At 65.1% G+C, this 15,542-nt stretch carries 11 protein-coding genes and 1 pseudogene; 7 read left to right on the top strand and 5 right to left on the bottom strand.

The features are described from left to right. Positions 1-216: 216 nt before the first annotated feature. Both IVB54_RS29145 and IVB54_RS29140 read right to left on the bottom strand, forming a co-directional pair. A complete protein-coding gene (locus IVB54_RS29145) occupies positions 217-1,401 on the bottom strand; it encodes an acetate/propionate family kinase (RefSeq protein WP_018454914.1) in 1,185 nt (394 codons plus the stop codon). Positions 1,402-1,409: 8 nt separating this feature from the next. Further along, positions 1,410-3,824, bottom strand: coding sequence for a phosphoketolase family protein (locus tag IVB54_RS29140; protein WP_039799262.1), 2,415 nt, complete (start codon positions 3,822-3,824; stop codon positions 1,410-1,412). Between the two features lie 211 nt (positions 3,825-4,035). On the opposite strand from IVB54_RS29140, the gene IVB54_RS29135 reads away from it, so the two are divergent. The 4 genes and pseudogenes from IVB54_RS29135 (at position 4,036) to IVB54_RS29120 (ending at position 8,219) form a co-directional block, all read left to right on the top strand. Further along, positions 4,036-5,199, top strand: coding sequence for a PA0069 family radical SAM protein (locus IVB54_RS29135; protein ID WP_018454912.1), 1,164 nt, complete (start codon positions 4,036-4,038; stop codon positions 5,197-5,199). A 23-nt stretch (positions 5,200-5,222) separates the two neighbouring features. After that, positions 5,223-5,677, top strand: a pseudogene (locus tag IVB54_RS29130) (VOC family protein). Between the two features lie 77 nt (positions 5,678-5,754). Then, entirely contained in the window at positions 5,755-6,612 is an 858-nt protein-coding gene (locus tag IVB54_RS29125; RefSeq protein WP_026232841.1) for a ribonuclease HII, read from the top strand. Positions 6,613-6,710: 98 nt separating this feature from the next. Then, positions 6,711-8,219, top strand: a complete 1,509-nt coding sequence (locus IVB54_RS29120) for a glycosyltransferase family 39 protein (RefSeq protein ID WP_018454909.1) — start codon at positions 6,711-6,713, stop codon at positions 8,217-8,219. 124 nt (positions 8,220-8,343) lie between these two features. Here IVB54_RS29120 and IVB54_RS29115 read toward each other — a convergent pair whose 3' ends face one another. Then, positions 8,344-9,153, bottom strand: a complete 810-nt coding sequence (locus tag IVB54_RS29115; protein WP_018454908.1) for a uracil-DNA glycosylase — start codon at positions 9,151-9,153, stop codon at positions 8,344-8,346. 135 nt (positions 9,154-9,288) lie between these two features. On the opposite strand from IVB54_RS29115, the gene IVB54_RS29110 reads away from it, so the two are divergent. The 3 genes from IVB54_RS29110 to IVB54_RS29100 all read left to right on the top strand — a co-directional run bounded on the left by IVB54_RS29110 (position 9,289) and on the right by IVB54_RS29100 (position 13,997). Continuing rightward, positions 9,289-10,950: an electron transfer flavoprotein-ubiquinone oxidoreductase gene (locus tag IVB54_RS29110; protein WP_018454907.1), complete on the top strand. Its 1,662-nt coding sequence runs from the start codon at positions 9,289-9,291 to the stop codon at positions 10,948-10,950. 331 nt (positions 10,951-11,281) lie between these two features. Further along, positions 11,282-13,084, top strand: a complete 1,803-nt coding sequence (locus IVB54_RS29105; protein WP_026232840.1) for a tetratricopeptide repeat protein — start codon at positions 11,282-11,284, stop codon at positions 13,082-13,084. Positions 13,085-13,112: 28 nt separating this feature from the next. Then, positions 13,113-13,997, top strand: a complete 885-nt coding sequence (locus IVB54_RS29100) for a 4-(cytidine 5'-diphospho)-2-C-methyl-D-erythritol kinase (RefSeq protein WP_018454905.1) — start codon at positions 13,113-13,115, stop codon at positions 13,995-13,997. A 27-nt stretch (positions 13,998-14,024) separates the two neighbouring features. Here the strand turns inward: IVB54_RS29100 and IVB54_RS29095 are convergent, their stop codons facing one another. Both IVB54_RS29095 and IVB54_RS29090 read right to left on the bottom strand, forming a co-directional pair. After that, positions 14,025-14,900: an alpha/beta hydrolase gene (locus IVB54_RS29095; RefSeq protein WP_039799260.1), complete on the bottom strand. Its 876-nt coding sequence runs from the start codon at positions 14,898-14,900 to the stop codon at positions 14,025-14,027. A 7-nt stretch (positions 14,901-14,907) separates the two neighbouring features. After that, on the bottom strand, positions 14,908-15,540 hold the full coding sequence (locus tag IVB54_RS29090; protein ID WP_018454903.1) for a LysE family translocator: 633 nt from the start codon (positions 15,538-15,540) through the stop codon (positions 14,908-14,910). Between the last annotated feature and the right edge of the window lie 2 nt (positions 15,541-15,542).

Raw genomic sequence — 15,542 nt, 5'->3', positions numbered from 1 at the left:
AGCCCTCGCATCCAAATATGTCCCGTACGGGGCGGCGATATTGCCGAATGTGTCGCCCCAGCCTGTCCTGTCCGTATTAATCCGGAGGTGAGCCGCAATATTGCGCGGCGCGCCGGCCGTTCGCGATCATGCAAGAGGAGGATGCGATAGCGGACGAGCGCGAGGACGGGAAAACGTGCAACCACGCTGCTGACGAGGGCTTCGAATGAACGCCGGTCAACTCGCTGTTCGCAGCACCGCCGCACAATGTCGTGCAATCATCAGTTCCTCATTCGTTGGAATGACGAAGACATCGACTGCGCTATCGCCATCGTTGATGCGCTCGCGCGCCGCATCATTCGCAGCGGCATCGATGCGCACGCCGAGCCAGTCGAGACGCTCACCGATCGCGCTGCGGATTTCGCTGGCATGCTCGCCGATGCCGCCGGTGAAGACCAGGCAGTCTAGCCCTGCAAGCGTTGTCGCCATCGCCGCCACCTCCTGCGCGGCGCGGAAGGTGAAGAGCTCGACCGCCTCCCGCGCCGCAGCTTCGCGGCTCGCAAGCAGCATGCGCATATCCGACGCGATGCCGGAGACGCCGAGCAGGCCCGATTCGTGGTAGAGCAGGTGCTGGACATCTTCGACCGACATCTTCTCGTGCTGTTGCAGATAGAGCAGCACGCCCGGGTCGAGCCTGCCGCAGCGCGTGCCCATCACCAGCCCGTCGAGCGGCGTCAGTCCCATCGTGGTGTCGATGCTGCGGCCGTCGCGCAAGCCGCACAGGCTCGCGCCGTTGCCGAGATGCGCGATCACAGTGCGCTTCGCCACGAGCTGCGGCGCGATTCGGGCGAGCCGTCCCGCGACATATTCGAACGAGAGGCCATGAAATCCGTAGCGCCGGATGCCGCGCTCTTCATAACGTCGCGGAATGGCGAAGCGGCTGGCGGGCGGCGCAATGCCGTGGTGGAAAGCGGTATCGAAGCAGGCGATCTGCGTCAGGTCGGGCCTGATCGCCGTGATAGTGCGGACCGGAGCCAGGCAGCGCGGCTGGTGCAGGGGCGCCAGCGGCGTCAGCGCTTGCAGCTTTGCGGTGACATCCTCCGTCAGCTCGACCGGAGCGGAATAGTCCGGACCGCCATGGACGACGCGATGGCCGACGGCGCGCAAGCGATGGTCGCCGAAACGATCCTCGATGAAGCCGAGCACGTCGGCGAACAGATGATCGCTGGCCGCATCCGATGCTTCCCTCCGTTTCTCGAACAGGTCTTCGCCCGCGGGACTCTTCACGACGAGCCGCGGCTTCGTCTCGTGCTCGTCAAGCAGGCCCTTGCAGAGCAGGGCGGGCTCGGCCGCCGAGATATCGAACAGGCCGAATTTGATGCTCGACGATCCCGAGTTGAGAACGAGAACCGTGTTCGACATGGCTCCCCTCAGTCGCCTGCCTCTGCCGGCGTGTTGCCGCCGGCGCTGTTCTGCCAGACCCATTCCTGGATTTCCGGCATGTCCTCGCCGTATTCGCGCACATAGCGCGAATGCTCGATCAGCTTGTCGCGGAATTGCTGCTTCACCTGCGCCGCCCTGGTCGCGAGCCCCGGCACGCGCTCGATCGCCTCGATCGCGAGGTGATAGCGGTCGAGCTCGTTGAGCACGACCATGTCGAACGGCGTCGTCGTGGTGCCTTCCTCGGCAAAGCCGCGGACGTGCATGCCGGCGTGGTTGGTGCGGTTATAGGTCAACCGGTGGATCAGATAAGGATAGCCGTGATAGGCGAAGATCACCGGCTTGTCGCGCGTGAACAGGCCGTCGAAGTCGCGGTCGGACAAGCCGTGCGGGTGCTGCTCCCTGGGTTGCAGCGTCATGAGGTCGACGACGTTGACGACGCGGATCTTCAGCTCGGGCAGCGCCTTGCGCAGCAGGTCGACGGCAGCGAGCGTTTCCAGTGTCGGCACGTCGCCGGCGCAGGCCATCACGACATCGGGCTCGCCATTCGCATCTTCCGTGCCGGCCCAGCTCCAGATGCCGATGCCGGCGGCGCAATGCGTGGCTGCCTCCTGCATCGACAGCCATTGCGGCGCCGGCTGCTTGCCAGCGACGATGACGTTGATGCGGTCATAGGTGCGCAGGCAGTGATCGGCGATCCACAGCAGCGTGTTGGCATCCGGCGGGAAGTAGATGCGGACGATGTCGGCCTTCTTGTTGGCGACGAGATCGACGAAACCGGGATCCTGATGGCTGAAGCCGTTGTGGTCCTGACGCCAGACATGCGAGGTGAGCAGATAGTTGAGCGAGGCGATCGGTCGCCGCCACGGCAGATGCCGGGTCACCTTCAGCCATTTGGCGTGCTGGTTGAACATGGAATCCACGATGTGGATGAACGCCTCGTAGCAGGAGAAGAAGCCGTGCCGGCCCGTGAGCAGGTAACCCTCTAACCAGCCCTGGCAGAGATGCTCGCTCAGGACTTCCATCACGCGTCCGTCCTGGGCGAGATGCACGTCGTAAGGTTTTGTCGGCTCCATCCAGACGCGTTCGGTGGCCTCGAACACCGCATCGAGCCGGTTCGACGCAGTCTCGTCCGGGCCCATGATGCGGAAGTTGCGGGCATCGGCGTTGAGGCGGATGACGTCGCGCAGGAATTTCCCGAGCTCGCGGGTTGCCTCCGCCACGACGCCGCCCGGCTGCGCTACTTCGACGGCGAAACTGCGGAAGTCCGGCAGCTTCAGCTCCTTCTTCAGAAGGCCGCCATTGGCGTGCGGATTGGCGCCCATGCGGCGATTGGCTTCGGGCGCGAGCGCCTGGAGCTCGGCAATGAGCGCGCCGTTCGCGTCGAACAGCTTTTCCGGCTCGTAGCTGCGCATCCAGTCTTCGAGAATCTTCAGATGCGCCGGGTTCTCGCGACAGTTCGCGACGGGCACCTGATGCGCCCGCCAAAAGCCCTCCACCTTCTTGCCGTCGACTTCCTTGGGGCCGGTCCAGCCCTTCGGGCTGCGCAGCACGATCATCGGCCAGCGCGGGCGTTCGACGCTCTTGCGGCCGTCGCGGGCGTGCTGCTGGATCGACCGGATGCTGACGAGCGCGACGTCGAGCGCGTCTGCCATGGCCCGGTGCATCAATTTGGGATCGTCGCCCTCGACGAACAGCGGCTCGTGGCCGAGCCCGCGGAAGAGATCGCGGATCTCGTCGTCGCGCATCCGGCCGAGCACGGTCGGATTGGCAATCTTGTAACCGTTGAGATGCAGGATCGGCAGCACCGCGCCGTCATGCGCAGGATTGAGGAATTTGTTGGAGTGCCAGGACGCGGCGAGCGGGCCGGTCTCGGCCTCGCCGTCACCGACGACACAGGCGACGATCAGGTCGGGATTGTCGAAGGCCGCGCCATAGGCATGCACCAGCGCGTAACCGAGCTCACCGCCTTCGTGGATCGAGCCCGGCGTTTCCGGCGCCGCGTGACTCGGGATGCCGCCGGGGAAGGAGAATTGCCTGAACAGCTTGCGCAACCCCTCGGTATCGCGCGCGATATCGGGATAGAGCTCGCTGTAGCTGCCTTCGAGATAGGTGTTGGCGACCATGCCGGGGCCGCCGTGCCCGGGACCGCAGACATAGATCACGTTCAGGTCCAGCGCGCGGATGACGCGGTTGAGATGGGCATAAATGAAGTTCAAACCGGGCGTCGTGCCCCAATGGCCGAGCAAACGCGGCTTGATGTGCTCGGGCCGTAAGGGCTCGCGCAGCAGCGGATTGTCGAGGAGATAGATTTGCCCGACGGAGAGATAGTTCGCGGCGCGCCAATAGCGGTCGAGCAGTTCGAGGTTGCTGCTCGCTGCGGCCAATTGTTGTTGATTTGTCATGTTCTTGCCGACCTTCACCCAACGATCGTCATCAACCATGTTCCGCGACGATCGATCCCTCCCGTGATCAAACGGAATCGTGGTCACGCTGGTGTTGCGTGAAGTCAAAAACCCCCGCCCGAAATTTGGGCAGCTCTACTGTGCATGGGGTTGTTTTCACGTTTTTTGTTTGTGTTCTTGATTTGTTCCTTTGACATGCTATCTTGGCTTCATGAGTCCAGCATCCTCTCATGCTCTCAAGCACCCGCCGGTCACGGCGCCCTCCGAGCCGGCGGGTGCGCCTTCTGACTTCCCTGAGCTGGCGGTCGCCATCGACCGCCAGCGCAGGCGAGGCCGGGGCGCGCAGTCCAACGCCAGCGGCCGGTTTGAGGCCGAGGCGCGCGTCGCATTCGACGATGGCTGGCAGAGCCTTGAAGAACTGCCCCCGTTCAAGACCACGGTCGGGATCGACACCTCGCGCAAGGTGATCACCCGCAACGAATCTCCCGACATCGGCTTCGATCGTTCGATCAATCCCTACCGCGGTTGCGAGCACGGCTGCGTCTATTGCTTCGCGCGGCCGACGCATGCCTATCTCGGCCTGTCGCCGGGGCTCGACTTTGAGTCGAAGCTGTTCGTGAAGCCCGAGGCGCCGGCGTTGCTCGAGAAGGAGCTTGCGGCGCCGGGCTACGAGCCGCGGATGATCGCGATCGGCACCAACACCGATCCCTATCAGCCGATCGAGCGCGAGCGCAAAATCATGCGCGGCATTCTGGAGGTGCTGGAGCGCGCCGGCCATCCCGTCGGGATCGTCACCAAGTCGGCGCTGGTCGTGCGCGACATCGACATTCTCGCGCGAATGGCCAAACGCAACCTCGCCAAGGTCGGGATCTCCGTGACCTCGCTCGATCCGAAACTAGCGCGCACCATGGAGCCGCGGGCGTCCACGCCGCCGAAGCGGCTGGAGGCACTGAAGCAGCTTTCCGAGGCTGGCATTCCGACCACCGTCATGGTCGCGCCCGTGATCCCCGCGCTGAACGATTCCGAGATCGAGCGCATCCTGGATGCCGCCGCCCATGCCGGCGTCAAGGAGGCCTCCTACGTGTTGCTGCGGTTGCCGCTCGAGGTGCGCGATCTCTTTCGGGAATGGCTGATGGCGAACTATCCGGACCGGTATCGCCACGTCTTCACGCTGATCCGCGACATGCGCGGCGGCCGTGACTACGATGCGAAATGGGGCGAGCGCATGAAGGGCACCGGCCCGATGGCCTGGACCATCGGCCGCCGCTTCGAGATCGCTTGCGACAGGCTCGGGCTGAACAAACGGCGCGCCAAGCTGACGACGGATCATTTTGCCAAGCCGAAGCGGAACGGCGATCAGCTCAGCCTGTTCTGAGGGACGAAGTGAGAGAGGCGTCTATGAGTAAGGAACCGCCAGCTCCTATCCCGCGGCTGACCGTCATCACGCTGGGCGTGAACGACATCCGCGCCAGCATTGCCTTTACGACGCGCTCGGTTTCTCGCGCCGGCTCAAGGTAACCGGCGAGACCGTTGCGTTCTATGACACCGGCGGTCCGGTGCTCGCGTTGTTTCCCTGGGATCAACTCGCGGTCGACGCCAAATTGCCTGATCATCCGAGGCCATCGACGTTCCGCGGCATGACGCTCGCCTGGAATTGCCGCGCGCGTGAGGAGGTGGATGCGGTGCTGGTCTTCGCCGTCAGCAAGGGAGCCGCGTTGCTGAAGGCAGCACATGAGACCGACTACGGCGGCTATTCCGGCTATTTCGCCGATCCTGACGGCCATCCCTGGGAGGTCGTGGTCGCGCCCGGCATCGACGTCGGCGAGGACCGGCGGGTGCATCTGGCGGAATAGGGCGGCTGGCTTGAATAACGGGAATTGTTCGAGGTTCCCGATTGCGCAGGCCATGCCGCTTGCGCACGATCCCGGCCATGATTCGGGATCAATCCGCCAAGAAGCCGGCCAAAGGCGCGCCCAAAAAGGCTGCGCCTAAGAACGAGAAGGCTGCGCCTGAGAACAAGAAAGCTGCGCCCAAAAAAATCGCCAAGGCGCTGGCCGGCACAAAGAGCGCCATCATCGTTGCCCCAAGCTTCCGCCGTGAGCGCGCGCTGATCAAGTGCGGCGTTTGGCCGGTAGCGGGCTGCGATGAGGCGGGCCGGGGGCCACTGGCCGGTCCGGTGGTGGCGGCGGCGGTGATTCTCGATCCCGACCGCATCCCGCGCGGCATCGACGATTCCAAGCGCCTGACGGCCGAGGAGCGCGAAAGGCTGTTCGGCAAGATCTGCGCGACCGCCCAGGTCTCGGTGGCCGTCGCCTCGCGCTCCCGCATCGACCGCGACAACATCCTGCGCGCCTCGCTGTGGGCGCTGAAGCGCGCCGTGGTGGCGCTGCCCCAGCAGCCGCGGCACGTCTTCGTCGACGGCCGCGACCGGCTCGACACGGAATGCGATTGCGAGGCCGTGATCGGCGGCGACGGCATCGTCCTGTCGATCGCAGCGGCCTCGATCATCGCCAAGGTAACGCGGGACCGCCTGATGTGCGCGTTGGCGCAGGACTGTCCCGGCTACGGTTTCGAGCAGCATAAGGGCTACGCCGTGCCCGAGCACCTCGACGCGCTCAACCGCCTCGGTCCCACCGTCCACCACCGCAGCTTCTTCGCCCCCGTCGCCGCCGCACGCGCCAAGCACATGCCCTGGACGGTCGAGCCGGCGCAGGATCTGTTTGCGGTGACCGAGATCCAGCTGCAGGTGGACGCGAGCCTGGAAGTCGACGCGTCGGCAAATCTCTAGACGAGACTCAGTTGCCACGACGCGTCACGCCCTTTATCAAAACAGTCGTGAGCGAATAGGGCCGGCTTCACGGGTTGGCTGCATCTTTCGGACGTTACATGCGGTTTACCTCCCTGGTCATCGAGCTCATTCGCGCGCGGCCGCGGCTGATCGTCTGGATCGCCGTGCTGCTCCAGGCCGCGATGTGGCTGTTCGTGGCGCTCGTGTTTTATCGCAGCCCGCCCGGCAGTCTCGCGACCCTGCTGGCCTTCGGCCGCGAATACCAGGTCGGCACCGATCTCGGGCCGCCCTTGCCGGTCTGGCTCGCCGACATCGCCTATCGCGCTGCCGGCGGCCACCTGTTCGGTGTCTACGTGCTGGCCGAACTCTGCGGGATCGCGACGTTGATCACGCTCTATCATCTGTCCCGCGCGGTGGTCGGCCCCCAGCAGGCAGTGCTGGCCGTGCTGCTGACCATGACGCTGCTGGCCTTCTCCTCGCCCACACTCGACTTCGGCCCTCTGGTGCTGGCGCGACCGCTCTGGGCGCTGCTGCTGCTGCATTCCTGGCAGATCATCGGACAGCGCCGCGGCAACGCCTGGTTTGCCTGGTCGATCGAGGCCGGCCTCTTGCTGTTGACGACGCCGGCTGCGATCTTCCTGCTGCTGCTGATCGTCGTCTTCGCGCTCGCAACCGCGGACGGCCGCCGCACGTTGCGTGCCTTCGACCCGCTGTTTGCGCTGGTGGTCGTCGCCGTGCTGGCATTGCCCTATGCCGTCTGGCTGACGCGCGCCGAGGCGCTCGTCCTGCCGGCCCTGCCTGAGGTCGCCCAGCTCAATGCCCGTGCGCTGCACGCGGCCTGGCTGCTCGGGGGGCTCCTGCTCGGTGCGGCGGCGATCCCGGCGCTGACCGTCCTCAACACCGGCCTGTTCGTGCCCAAGAGCGAGGAGGCGCCGATCATCTACCGCCCGCCGGTCGAGCCGCTCGCACGTAATTTCGTCTATTTCTTCGCGCTGGCGCCGGCGCTCGGCGCGGTGCTGATCTCCGGCCTGCTGGGCCTCGACGCCGTCGTCGGCGGCGCCGGCGTCGTGCTGGTGTTGTCGGGGCTTGCCGTGGTCGTGGGGGCCGGCGATCTCATCGCGATGCGCCGCGCGAGGATGCTGCGGATGGTCTGGGCGGCTGCCGTCGTGGCGCCCGCAATCGGCGTCGTGCTCGCCGTCCTGCTGCTGCCGTGGACCGGTGCCAACGAGATCGCGACCTCGATGCCGGCCCGCGCGATTTCGGACTTCTTCGACGAGAGCTTTGCCCGCCGCACCAATCATCGCCTGCGCGCGGTCGCCGGCGAGACCCAGCTTGCGAGCTTGATCACGCTGCATTCCGGCCGGCCGCATCTCTTCATCGATGCCGAGCCCGCGCGTACACCCTGGATCAATCAGGCCAAATTCAGCGAGACCGGCGGCGTCGTGGTCTGGCGCGCTTCCGATACCGCCGGCACGCCGCCGCCGGACATCCTCGCGCGCTTTCCCGGCATCGTGCCGGAAGTCCCGCGCGCCTTCGAATGGCTGGTGACCGGACGCCAGCAACTCCTGCGCATCGGCTGGGCCATCGTGCGGCCGAAGGGGACTTAGTTGCTCGCTCTTTCGGTGGTCATTGCGAGGAGCCCTTGCGACGAAGCAATCCACAGCCCCTCCGCGGAAAGATTCTGGATTGCTTCGCTGCGCCCGCAATGACGGCGAAAGGCTGTACGGCCCCTCACGCCTCCGCCAGCACCTTCGCGATCGCGCGCAGATCCTGCCAGGCCAGCCGCTTGTACGACGGCGAGCGCAACAGATAGGCGGGATGGAAGGTCGGCAGCGCGCGAATGGTGCGCCCGCCCGTCTCGTAGTCGAACCAGCGGCCGCGGGTACGCATGATGCCTTCGCGGGTCGACAGCAGCGTCTGCGTCGAGGGATTGCCGAGTGTCACCAGCACCTCCGGATTCACCAGCTCGATCTGGCGCTGGATGAACGGCAGGCAGATTTGCGTCTCCTGCGGCGTCGGCGTGCGGTTGCCGGGCGGCCGCCAGGGAATCACGTTGGCGATGTAGGCCGTGGTGCGGTTGAGGCCTATGGCTCCTATCATCAAATCGAGCAGCTTGCCGCTGCGCCCGACGAAGGGCAGCCCCTCGATGTCCTCGTCGCGGCCCGGTGCCTCGCCGACGAACATGATGCGTGCCTGCGGATTGCCGTCGGCGAAAACCAAACGTGTCGCCGTGTGCTTCAGCGCGCAGCCGTCAAAGCTCTGCATTAGCTCGCGCAGCGCCTCCAAGCTTGGCGCGGTGCGTGCGGCCTCGCGCGCCGAGGCGATCGCGATGTCGGGCGCAGGTGCCGCCTCGCCGCGCATCACCGCGGGCGCGGCGACCGGCCGTGGGGCCTCGACTGGAGGTGGCGCGCGCGGGGCCGGAGGTGGAACATCCAATTCCGCCAGGCGGTCGATCGGTTCCTCCGCGAGCGTGCAATCGACTCCGGCCTCCAGATAGAAGGCGAGCAGCTCTCGGACCGTGGGTGCGGGTTCTGGGATCATCGGAAAGTCTGACTATTAGTCCAGTTTGGGGCGCCTTGCACCCCGGCGAAACGCATTTCCGAGGTTGTCCTACCCGGAAAAATCGGAAACAAGAGGGCGCAATCGACCAAGGACCGTCTCAAGGGCTGAGATCAGATGAGCACCGAAGAACTTCCCCCGCGCGAATCCATGGAATTCGACGTCGTCATCGTCGGCGCCGGTCCCTCGGGCCTGGCTGCGGCGATCCGGCTGAAGCAGATCAATGCCGATCTCAATGTCGTGGTGGTGGAGAAGGGCTCCGAGGTCGGTGCGCATATTCTCTCCGGCGCCGTGATCGATCCGGCCGGGCTCGACAAGCTGATCCCGGACTGGCGCGAGGATTCCGATTGTCCGCTCAAGACGCAGGTCAAGGACGACCGCTTCTTCTGGTTCACCGAGACCAGCGCGATCAAGCTGCCGAACTTCATCATGCCGCCGCTGATGGACAATCATCACTGCTATATCGGCTCGCTCGGCAATGTCTGCCGCTGGCTGGCGCGCAAAGCGGAAGCGCTAGGCGTCGAGATCTATCCCGGTTTTGCCGCGGCCGAAGTGCTCTATGACGACAATGGCGCGGTGCGCGGCATCGCCACCGGCGACATGGGGATCGGCCGGGACGGCAAGCCGAAGGACTCCTTTACCCGTGGCATGGAATTGCTCGGCAAGTACACGCTGTTCGCCGAAGGTGCGCGCGGCAGCCTGACCAAGCAGCTGATCTCGAAATACGCGCTCGACACCAAAAGTGAGCCGCCGAAATTTGGCATCGGGCTCAAGGAAGTCTGGCAGATCGATCCGGCCAAGCATCAGAAGGGCCTCGTGCAGCACGCGGTTGGCTGGCCCTTGAACAACAACACCGGCGGCGGCCTGTTCTTCTACCATTATGACGAGAACCTGGTGTCGATCGGTTTCGTCGTTCATCTCAACTACAACGACCCCTATTTGTCGCCATTCGACGAATTCCAGCGCGTCAAGAACCATCCGGCCGTCCGCGCGACGCTTGAAGGCGGCAAGCGGCTGGCTTACGGCGCGCGCGCCATCACCGAAGGCGGGTACCAGTCGGTGCCGCGGCTGAGCTTCCCGGGCGGTGCGCTAATCGGCTGCGCGGCCGGCTTCGTCAACGTGCCCCGGATCAAGGGCGTGCACAATGCCATGGGCACCGGCATGCTCGCGGCCGAACATGTTAACGTGGCTCTCGCTGCGGGCCGCGCCAATGATGAGCTGGTCGAATACGAGAACGGTTGGCGCGATTCCGTCGTCGGTAAGGACCTCTATCCTGTCCGCAATGCCAAGCCGTTGTTGTCGAAGTTCGGCACCTTCATCGGCGCCGGGCTCGGCATCTTCGACATGTGGTGCAACACGCTGTTCGGCGGCTCGCTATTTGGCACCCAGTCGCACGCGAAGCCCGATCGCGCGACGCTCGATCCGGCCAAGACCCACGCGCCGAGAACCTACCCGAAGCCGGACGGCAAGATTTCCTTCGACAAGCTCTCGTCGGTGTTCCTGTCCAATACCAATCATGAGGAGGACCAGCCGGTCCATCTCAAGGTCACGGACATGAACCTCCAGAAGACCTCCGAGCACGACGTGTTTGCCGGTCCCTCGAATCGCTATTGCCCGGCCGGCGTCTATGAGTGGATCGAGGAAGGTTCGGGCCCGCGCTTCCAGATCAATGCCCAGAACTGCGTTCACTGCAAAACCTGCGACGTGAAGGACCCCAACGGCAACATCACCTGGGTTCCCCCGGAGGGCGGCGGCGGTCCGAACTACGAGGCCATGTAGGCTGGGGTCAGCAAGTCACGATCCATGTGACCGAGGCCAATGTGACCAGAGTTGCGTGATCTTCGCCCTGTGACGCACGTTCGCGTGAGAACCCGGCCGCGGTCCCCGTGGTCACGATAAGGCCATACTGGCGGCGTCTTGGGGCGCTCTTGACGGGTCACTTGGCCGATTTGTGCCGTGCGGAGGGGATCGCCCGGCCCGAATCCTTGCGGTGAAGCGCCAAAAGCGGCATTGTCGGCCTGACGGTTCCGGGTCCCCATGCCACCGGCCGCGTTCGCTTGCGATACGGCCTTCTGCAAACCCAGGCACTACCAACTCAAGGCGAGCCCCGATGCTTTCAAATCGTTTCAACCGTTGGACTGTTGCCGCCATTGCCCTCATGGGCTCAGCGATGGCGACGGTCCCCGGCGCGGTCCGGGCGCAGACGCCGGACCATCCGTCCGACACGGCGGCGCAGTTTCCGACCCGAAACGATCTGAAGGCGCTGACCACCTCCGGCAGCTATCTCGCCGCCCGCCACGCCAGCGTCGAGCGCGACGCGGCCTCCGCCGCTGCATTCTATCGCTCGGCCCTGCGCACCGACCCCAAGAACAACGAGCTGCTCGACCGCGCCTTCATCTCCTCGGTCGCCGACGGTGACATCGACGAGGCTGTCAAGCTCGCCGAGCGCATCCTGACCATCGACAAGACCAACCGCGTTGCACGGCTCGTCGTTGGCGTGCACGATCTCAAGTTCAAGAAGTACGCGACCGCGCAGACCAACATCAACCAGTCGATCCGCGGTCCGATCACCGATCTCGTCGCCACGCTGCTGTCGGGCTGGGCCGCCTATGGTGCGGGGGATGCCAAGGGCGGCGTCGCCACCATCGACAAGCTGGCCGGTCCTGAATGGTATCCGCTGTTCAAGGATCTCCATGCCGGCATGATCCTCGAACTCGCCGGCAAGGAGAAAGACGCTGGCACCCGGTTCGAGCGTGCCTACAAGCTCGACGATTCCATGTTGCGTGTCACCGAGGCCTATGCGCGCTGGCTATCTCGCAACAAGGACTCGGCCGCCGCGACCACGGTCTACCAGGCTTTCGACAAGAAGCTCGCCCGCCATCCGCTGATCGTGGAAGGGTTGCGCGACACCAAGGCCGGCAAGAAGATGCCGCCGCTGGTCGATAGCGCGCAAGCCGGCGCCGCAGAAGCACTCTACGGCATCGGCGCCACACTGACCCGCCGCGGCGGCGAGGATCTGGCGCTGGTCTACCTCCAGCTCTCGCTCTACCTGCAGCCCACCCATCCCCTGGCGCTGCTCTCGCTCGCCGATCTCTATGAATCGGTGAAGCGGCCGCAGATGGCGATCAAGGTCTACGAGCGGGTGCCGTCGTCCTCTCCACTCAAGCGCAACGCCCAAATCCAGCTCGCCATCGATCTGGATTCCGCCGACCGCACCGACGAGGCGATCAAGATCCTCAAGGGCGTCACCACTGAGGATCCCAAGGATCTCGAAGCCATCATGGCGCTCGGCAACATCGAGCGCGGCCGCAAGAAGTTCGGCGAATGCGGCGCGACCTATTCGCAAGGCGTCGACGTGCTGCCGGCCGGCAACGATAAGGCCAACAGCGTCTGGTATTATTATCGCGGCATCTGCGAGGAGCGCTCCAAGCAGTGGGGCAAGGCCGAAGCCGACATGAAGAAGGCGCTCGAGCTGCAACCCGACCAGCCGCACGTCCTCAACTATCTCGGCTATTCCTGGATCGACCAGGGCATCAATCTCGACGAAGGCATGAAGATGATCAAGCGGGCAGTCGAGCAGCGCCCGGATGACGGCTACATCGTCGACTCCCTTGGCTGGGCCTATTACCGCATCGGCAATTACGAGGACGCGGTGAAGAACCTCGAGCGCGCCATTGATCTCAAGCCCGAGGATCCCACTATCAACGATCACCTTGGCGACGCCTATTGGCGCGTCGGCCGCACGCTGGAAGCCAAGTTCCAGTGGGCCCACGCCCGCGATCTCAAGCCCGAAGCGGATGAGCTTCCGAAGATCGAGGCCAAGATTGCAAACGGTATGACCGACGACAATTCGAACTCCTCGGCTGCGCAGGCGGAGAAGGAGAAGAAGAAGGACGACGGCAAGGGCGGCTGAGTGAGTTGAAGTTGGGGGCGTGTCGTCAATGCCGGCGTTGATTGAAGAAGGGCGCGCGAAGGTCAATCTGAGCCTTCGCGTGGTCGGCCGTCGTGCCGACGGCTATCATGATCTCGAAAGCGTGGTCGCCTTTGCCGACTGCGCCGACCGGCTCACGCTGGAGCCCGGCGGCGAGCTGAAGCTCACCACGACGGGGCCGCTCGCCGCGGCCTGCGGCAATATGGCCGACAACCTCGTGTTCAAGGCGGCCAAGCTCCTGGCCGAAGCCGTCCCGAACCTGAAGCTGGGCGCCTTCGCGCTCGACAAGGTGCTCCCGGTCGCCGCCGGCATCGGCGGCGGCTCGGCCGACGCCGCGGCGGCGCTGCGGTTGCTGGCGCGCCTCAACGATCTGTCGCTCGACGACGCCCGCCTCCAGAAGGTTGCGCTTGCGACCGGCGCCGACGTGCCGGTGTGTCTGTTCTCGCGCGCCTGCGACATGACCGGTGTCGGCGAGCAGCTGCTGCCCTTGATGCTGCCGAGCATGCCCTGCGTGATGGTCAATCCACGCGTGCCGGTCGCGACAAAGGACGTGTTCCAGGAGCTGGGCCTGCGCAACGGCGAACTCCTGGTCGGCGCCACGTCCGTCTTCGACGGCCCGGCCTGGCCAGGCGAGGGCGCCTCCATCGCCGACTGGATCGATACTCTCGAGACCGTCGCCAATGATCTCGAAGCGCCTGCGATGCGCATCAAGCCGGTGATTGGCGACGTGCTGGAAGCCTTGCGTGGCTCCGCCGGCGTCAAGCTCGCCCGCATGTCCGGCTCGGGGGCGACGTGCTTTGCGATCTATGGCGCATCTGCCGAGGCGCATGCCGCCGCCGAGAATATCCGCAGGGATCATTCCGGCTGGTGGGTGCACTCGGGAACGCTGAGCTAGATCTGCAATGACGCGGATGTTGCGGAGCTAGCCCGCAGCGTCCTCGCCAAGCCCGAGAAACCGCCGGATCTCACCCAACACCTCCTGCGGCTTGTCATGCTGCAGCCAGTGTCCGGCCCCTGCAATGGTCTCGACGCGCGCCTGCGGAAAGTAGCGCTCCAGCCCCGCGGCCCTCGCGCCAGCCAGAAAGCTTTCGCCGGCATTCAAGAGCAGCGTCGGACAGGTGATGCGCGACCACAGCGCGATGTGATCGTCCGGCCAGAGCCGGTGCGGCGCAGAGGCGCGCTGGTAGGGATCGAACTTCCAGCTATAGGTGCCGTCCTCGTTCTGCCGCGCGCCGTGGGTGGCGAGATGCAGCGCGAGCTCGCGAGACAGCCGCTTGTTGTGAAGGACCATCTGCGCCGCCGCGTCTTCGAGGGTCGAATAGCGGCGCGGTGCGCGGTCGTGCAACTTGTCGAGCTGACCGACCCACTTGCCGATCCGCTCATGCACCGGCGGTTTTGGTGTATCCGGCAACATCGTCACGCCGTCGAGCACGACCAGCTTCGAGACCTGTTCGGGGAATGCCCCTGTAAAGATCAGGCTGACCATGCCGCCCATAGAATGGCCGATGAGAGTGACTTGAGGCGCCGCGATGGCACGGACGAGCTGGGCCAGATCGTACACATACTCCGTCAGCGCGTAGCTGCCGCCCCTGGTCCAGTCGGAATCGCCGTGACCGCGCAGGTCCGGTGCGAGCACGTGAAAATGCGGCTGCAGCGACCGGGCGATGACGTCCCAGCTCCGGCAGTGATCGCGGCCGCCGTGAACCAGGATGGCGACCGGCGCGCCGTCGTTGCCCCAGTCGGCATAGTGCAGCCGCAGGCCGTGAGACTCGTAAATGCGGCTTTGCGGGGCGGGCATGGTGGCGCTATCCATTCACGGGCCGCCGCGCCAGTGCGAGCGACAGGCCGAGCCCTGCGATGAAGACGCCGGAGCCCTGGGTGAGACGTCGCATCAGATGCGGGCGTCCGATCAACTGCGTACGTGTCGCGGAGGCCATCAGCACCACCACGATATCGGCGAGCGTGTTCAGCGTCACCGAGAGCGCGCCCAACGTGATGAATTGCAGTGTCGGGTTCGATCCCGCCGGGTCAAGGAACTGCGGAATGAAGGCGAGGAAGAAGGCGGCGGTCTTCGGGTTCAGCGCCTCGACCAGCACGCCGTCGCGAAAGGCGCGCTTGTCGCCGACGGGCTTGCTGTCGAATGACGGCGCGCGGCTGGCGCTGCGAAAAGTCCTGATGCCGAGCCAGACGAGATAAAGTGCGCCGACGAATTTCACGGCGGCAAACAGCTCGGCGCTGGCAAGAATGATCGCGGAGATGCCGAAGCTGCCCGCGACCACATGAACCAGCCCGCCGAGCGCGGTGCCCGCGGTCGATGCAAAACCGCTGCCGCGCCCTTCCGATAGGGTCCGTGCCGCGACGTAGAAAATGCCGGGGCCGGGAACGGCGGCGATGAGACAAGCGGCGGCCAGGAACAGCCAGAAATTCGTGTTGATCATCC

It is taken from the genome of Bradyrhizobium sp. CW1 (assembly GCF_023100665.1).
Classification (GTDB): domain Bacteria; phylum Pseudomonadota; class Alphaproteobacteria; order Rhizobiales; family Xanthobacteraceae; genus Bradyrhizobium; species Bradyrhizobium canariense_D.
The sequence above is the reverse complement of the archived record's forward strand: the minus strand, read 5'-3'. Positions and strand labels throughout refer to the sequence as shown.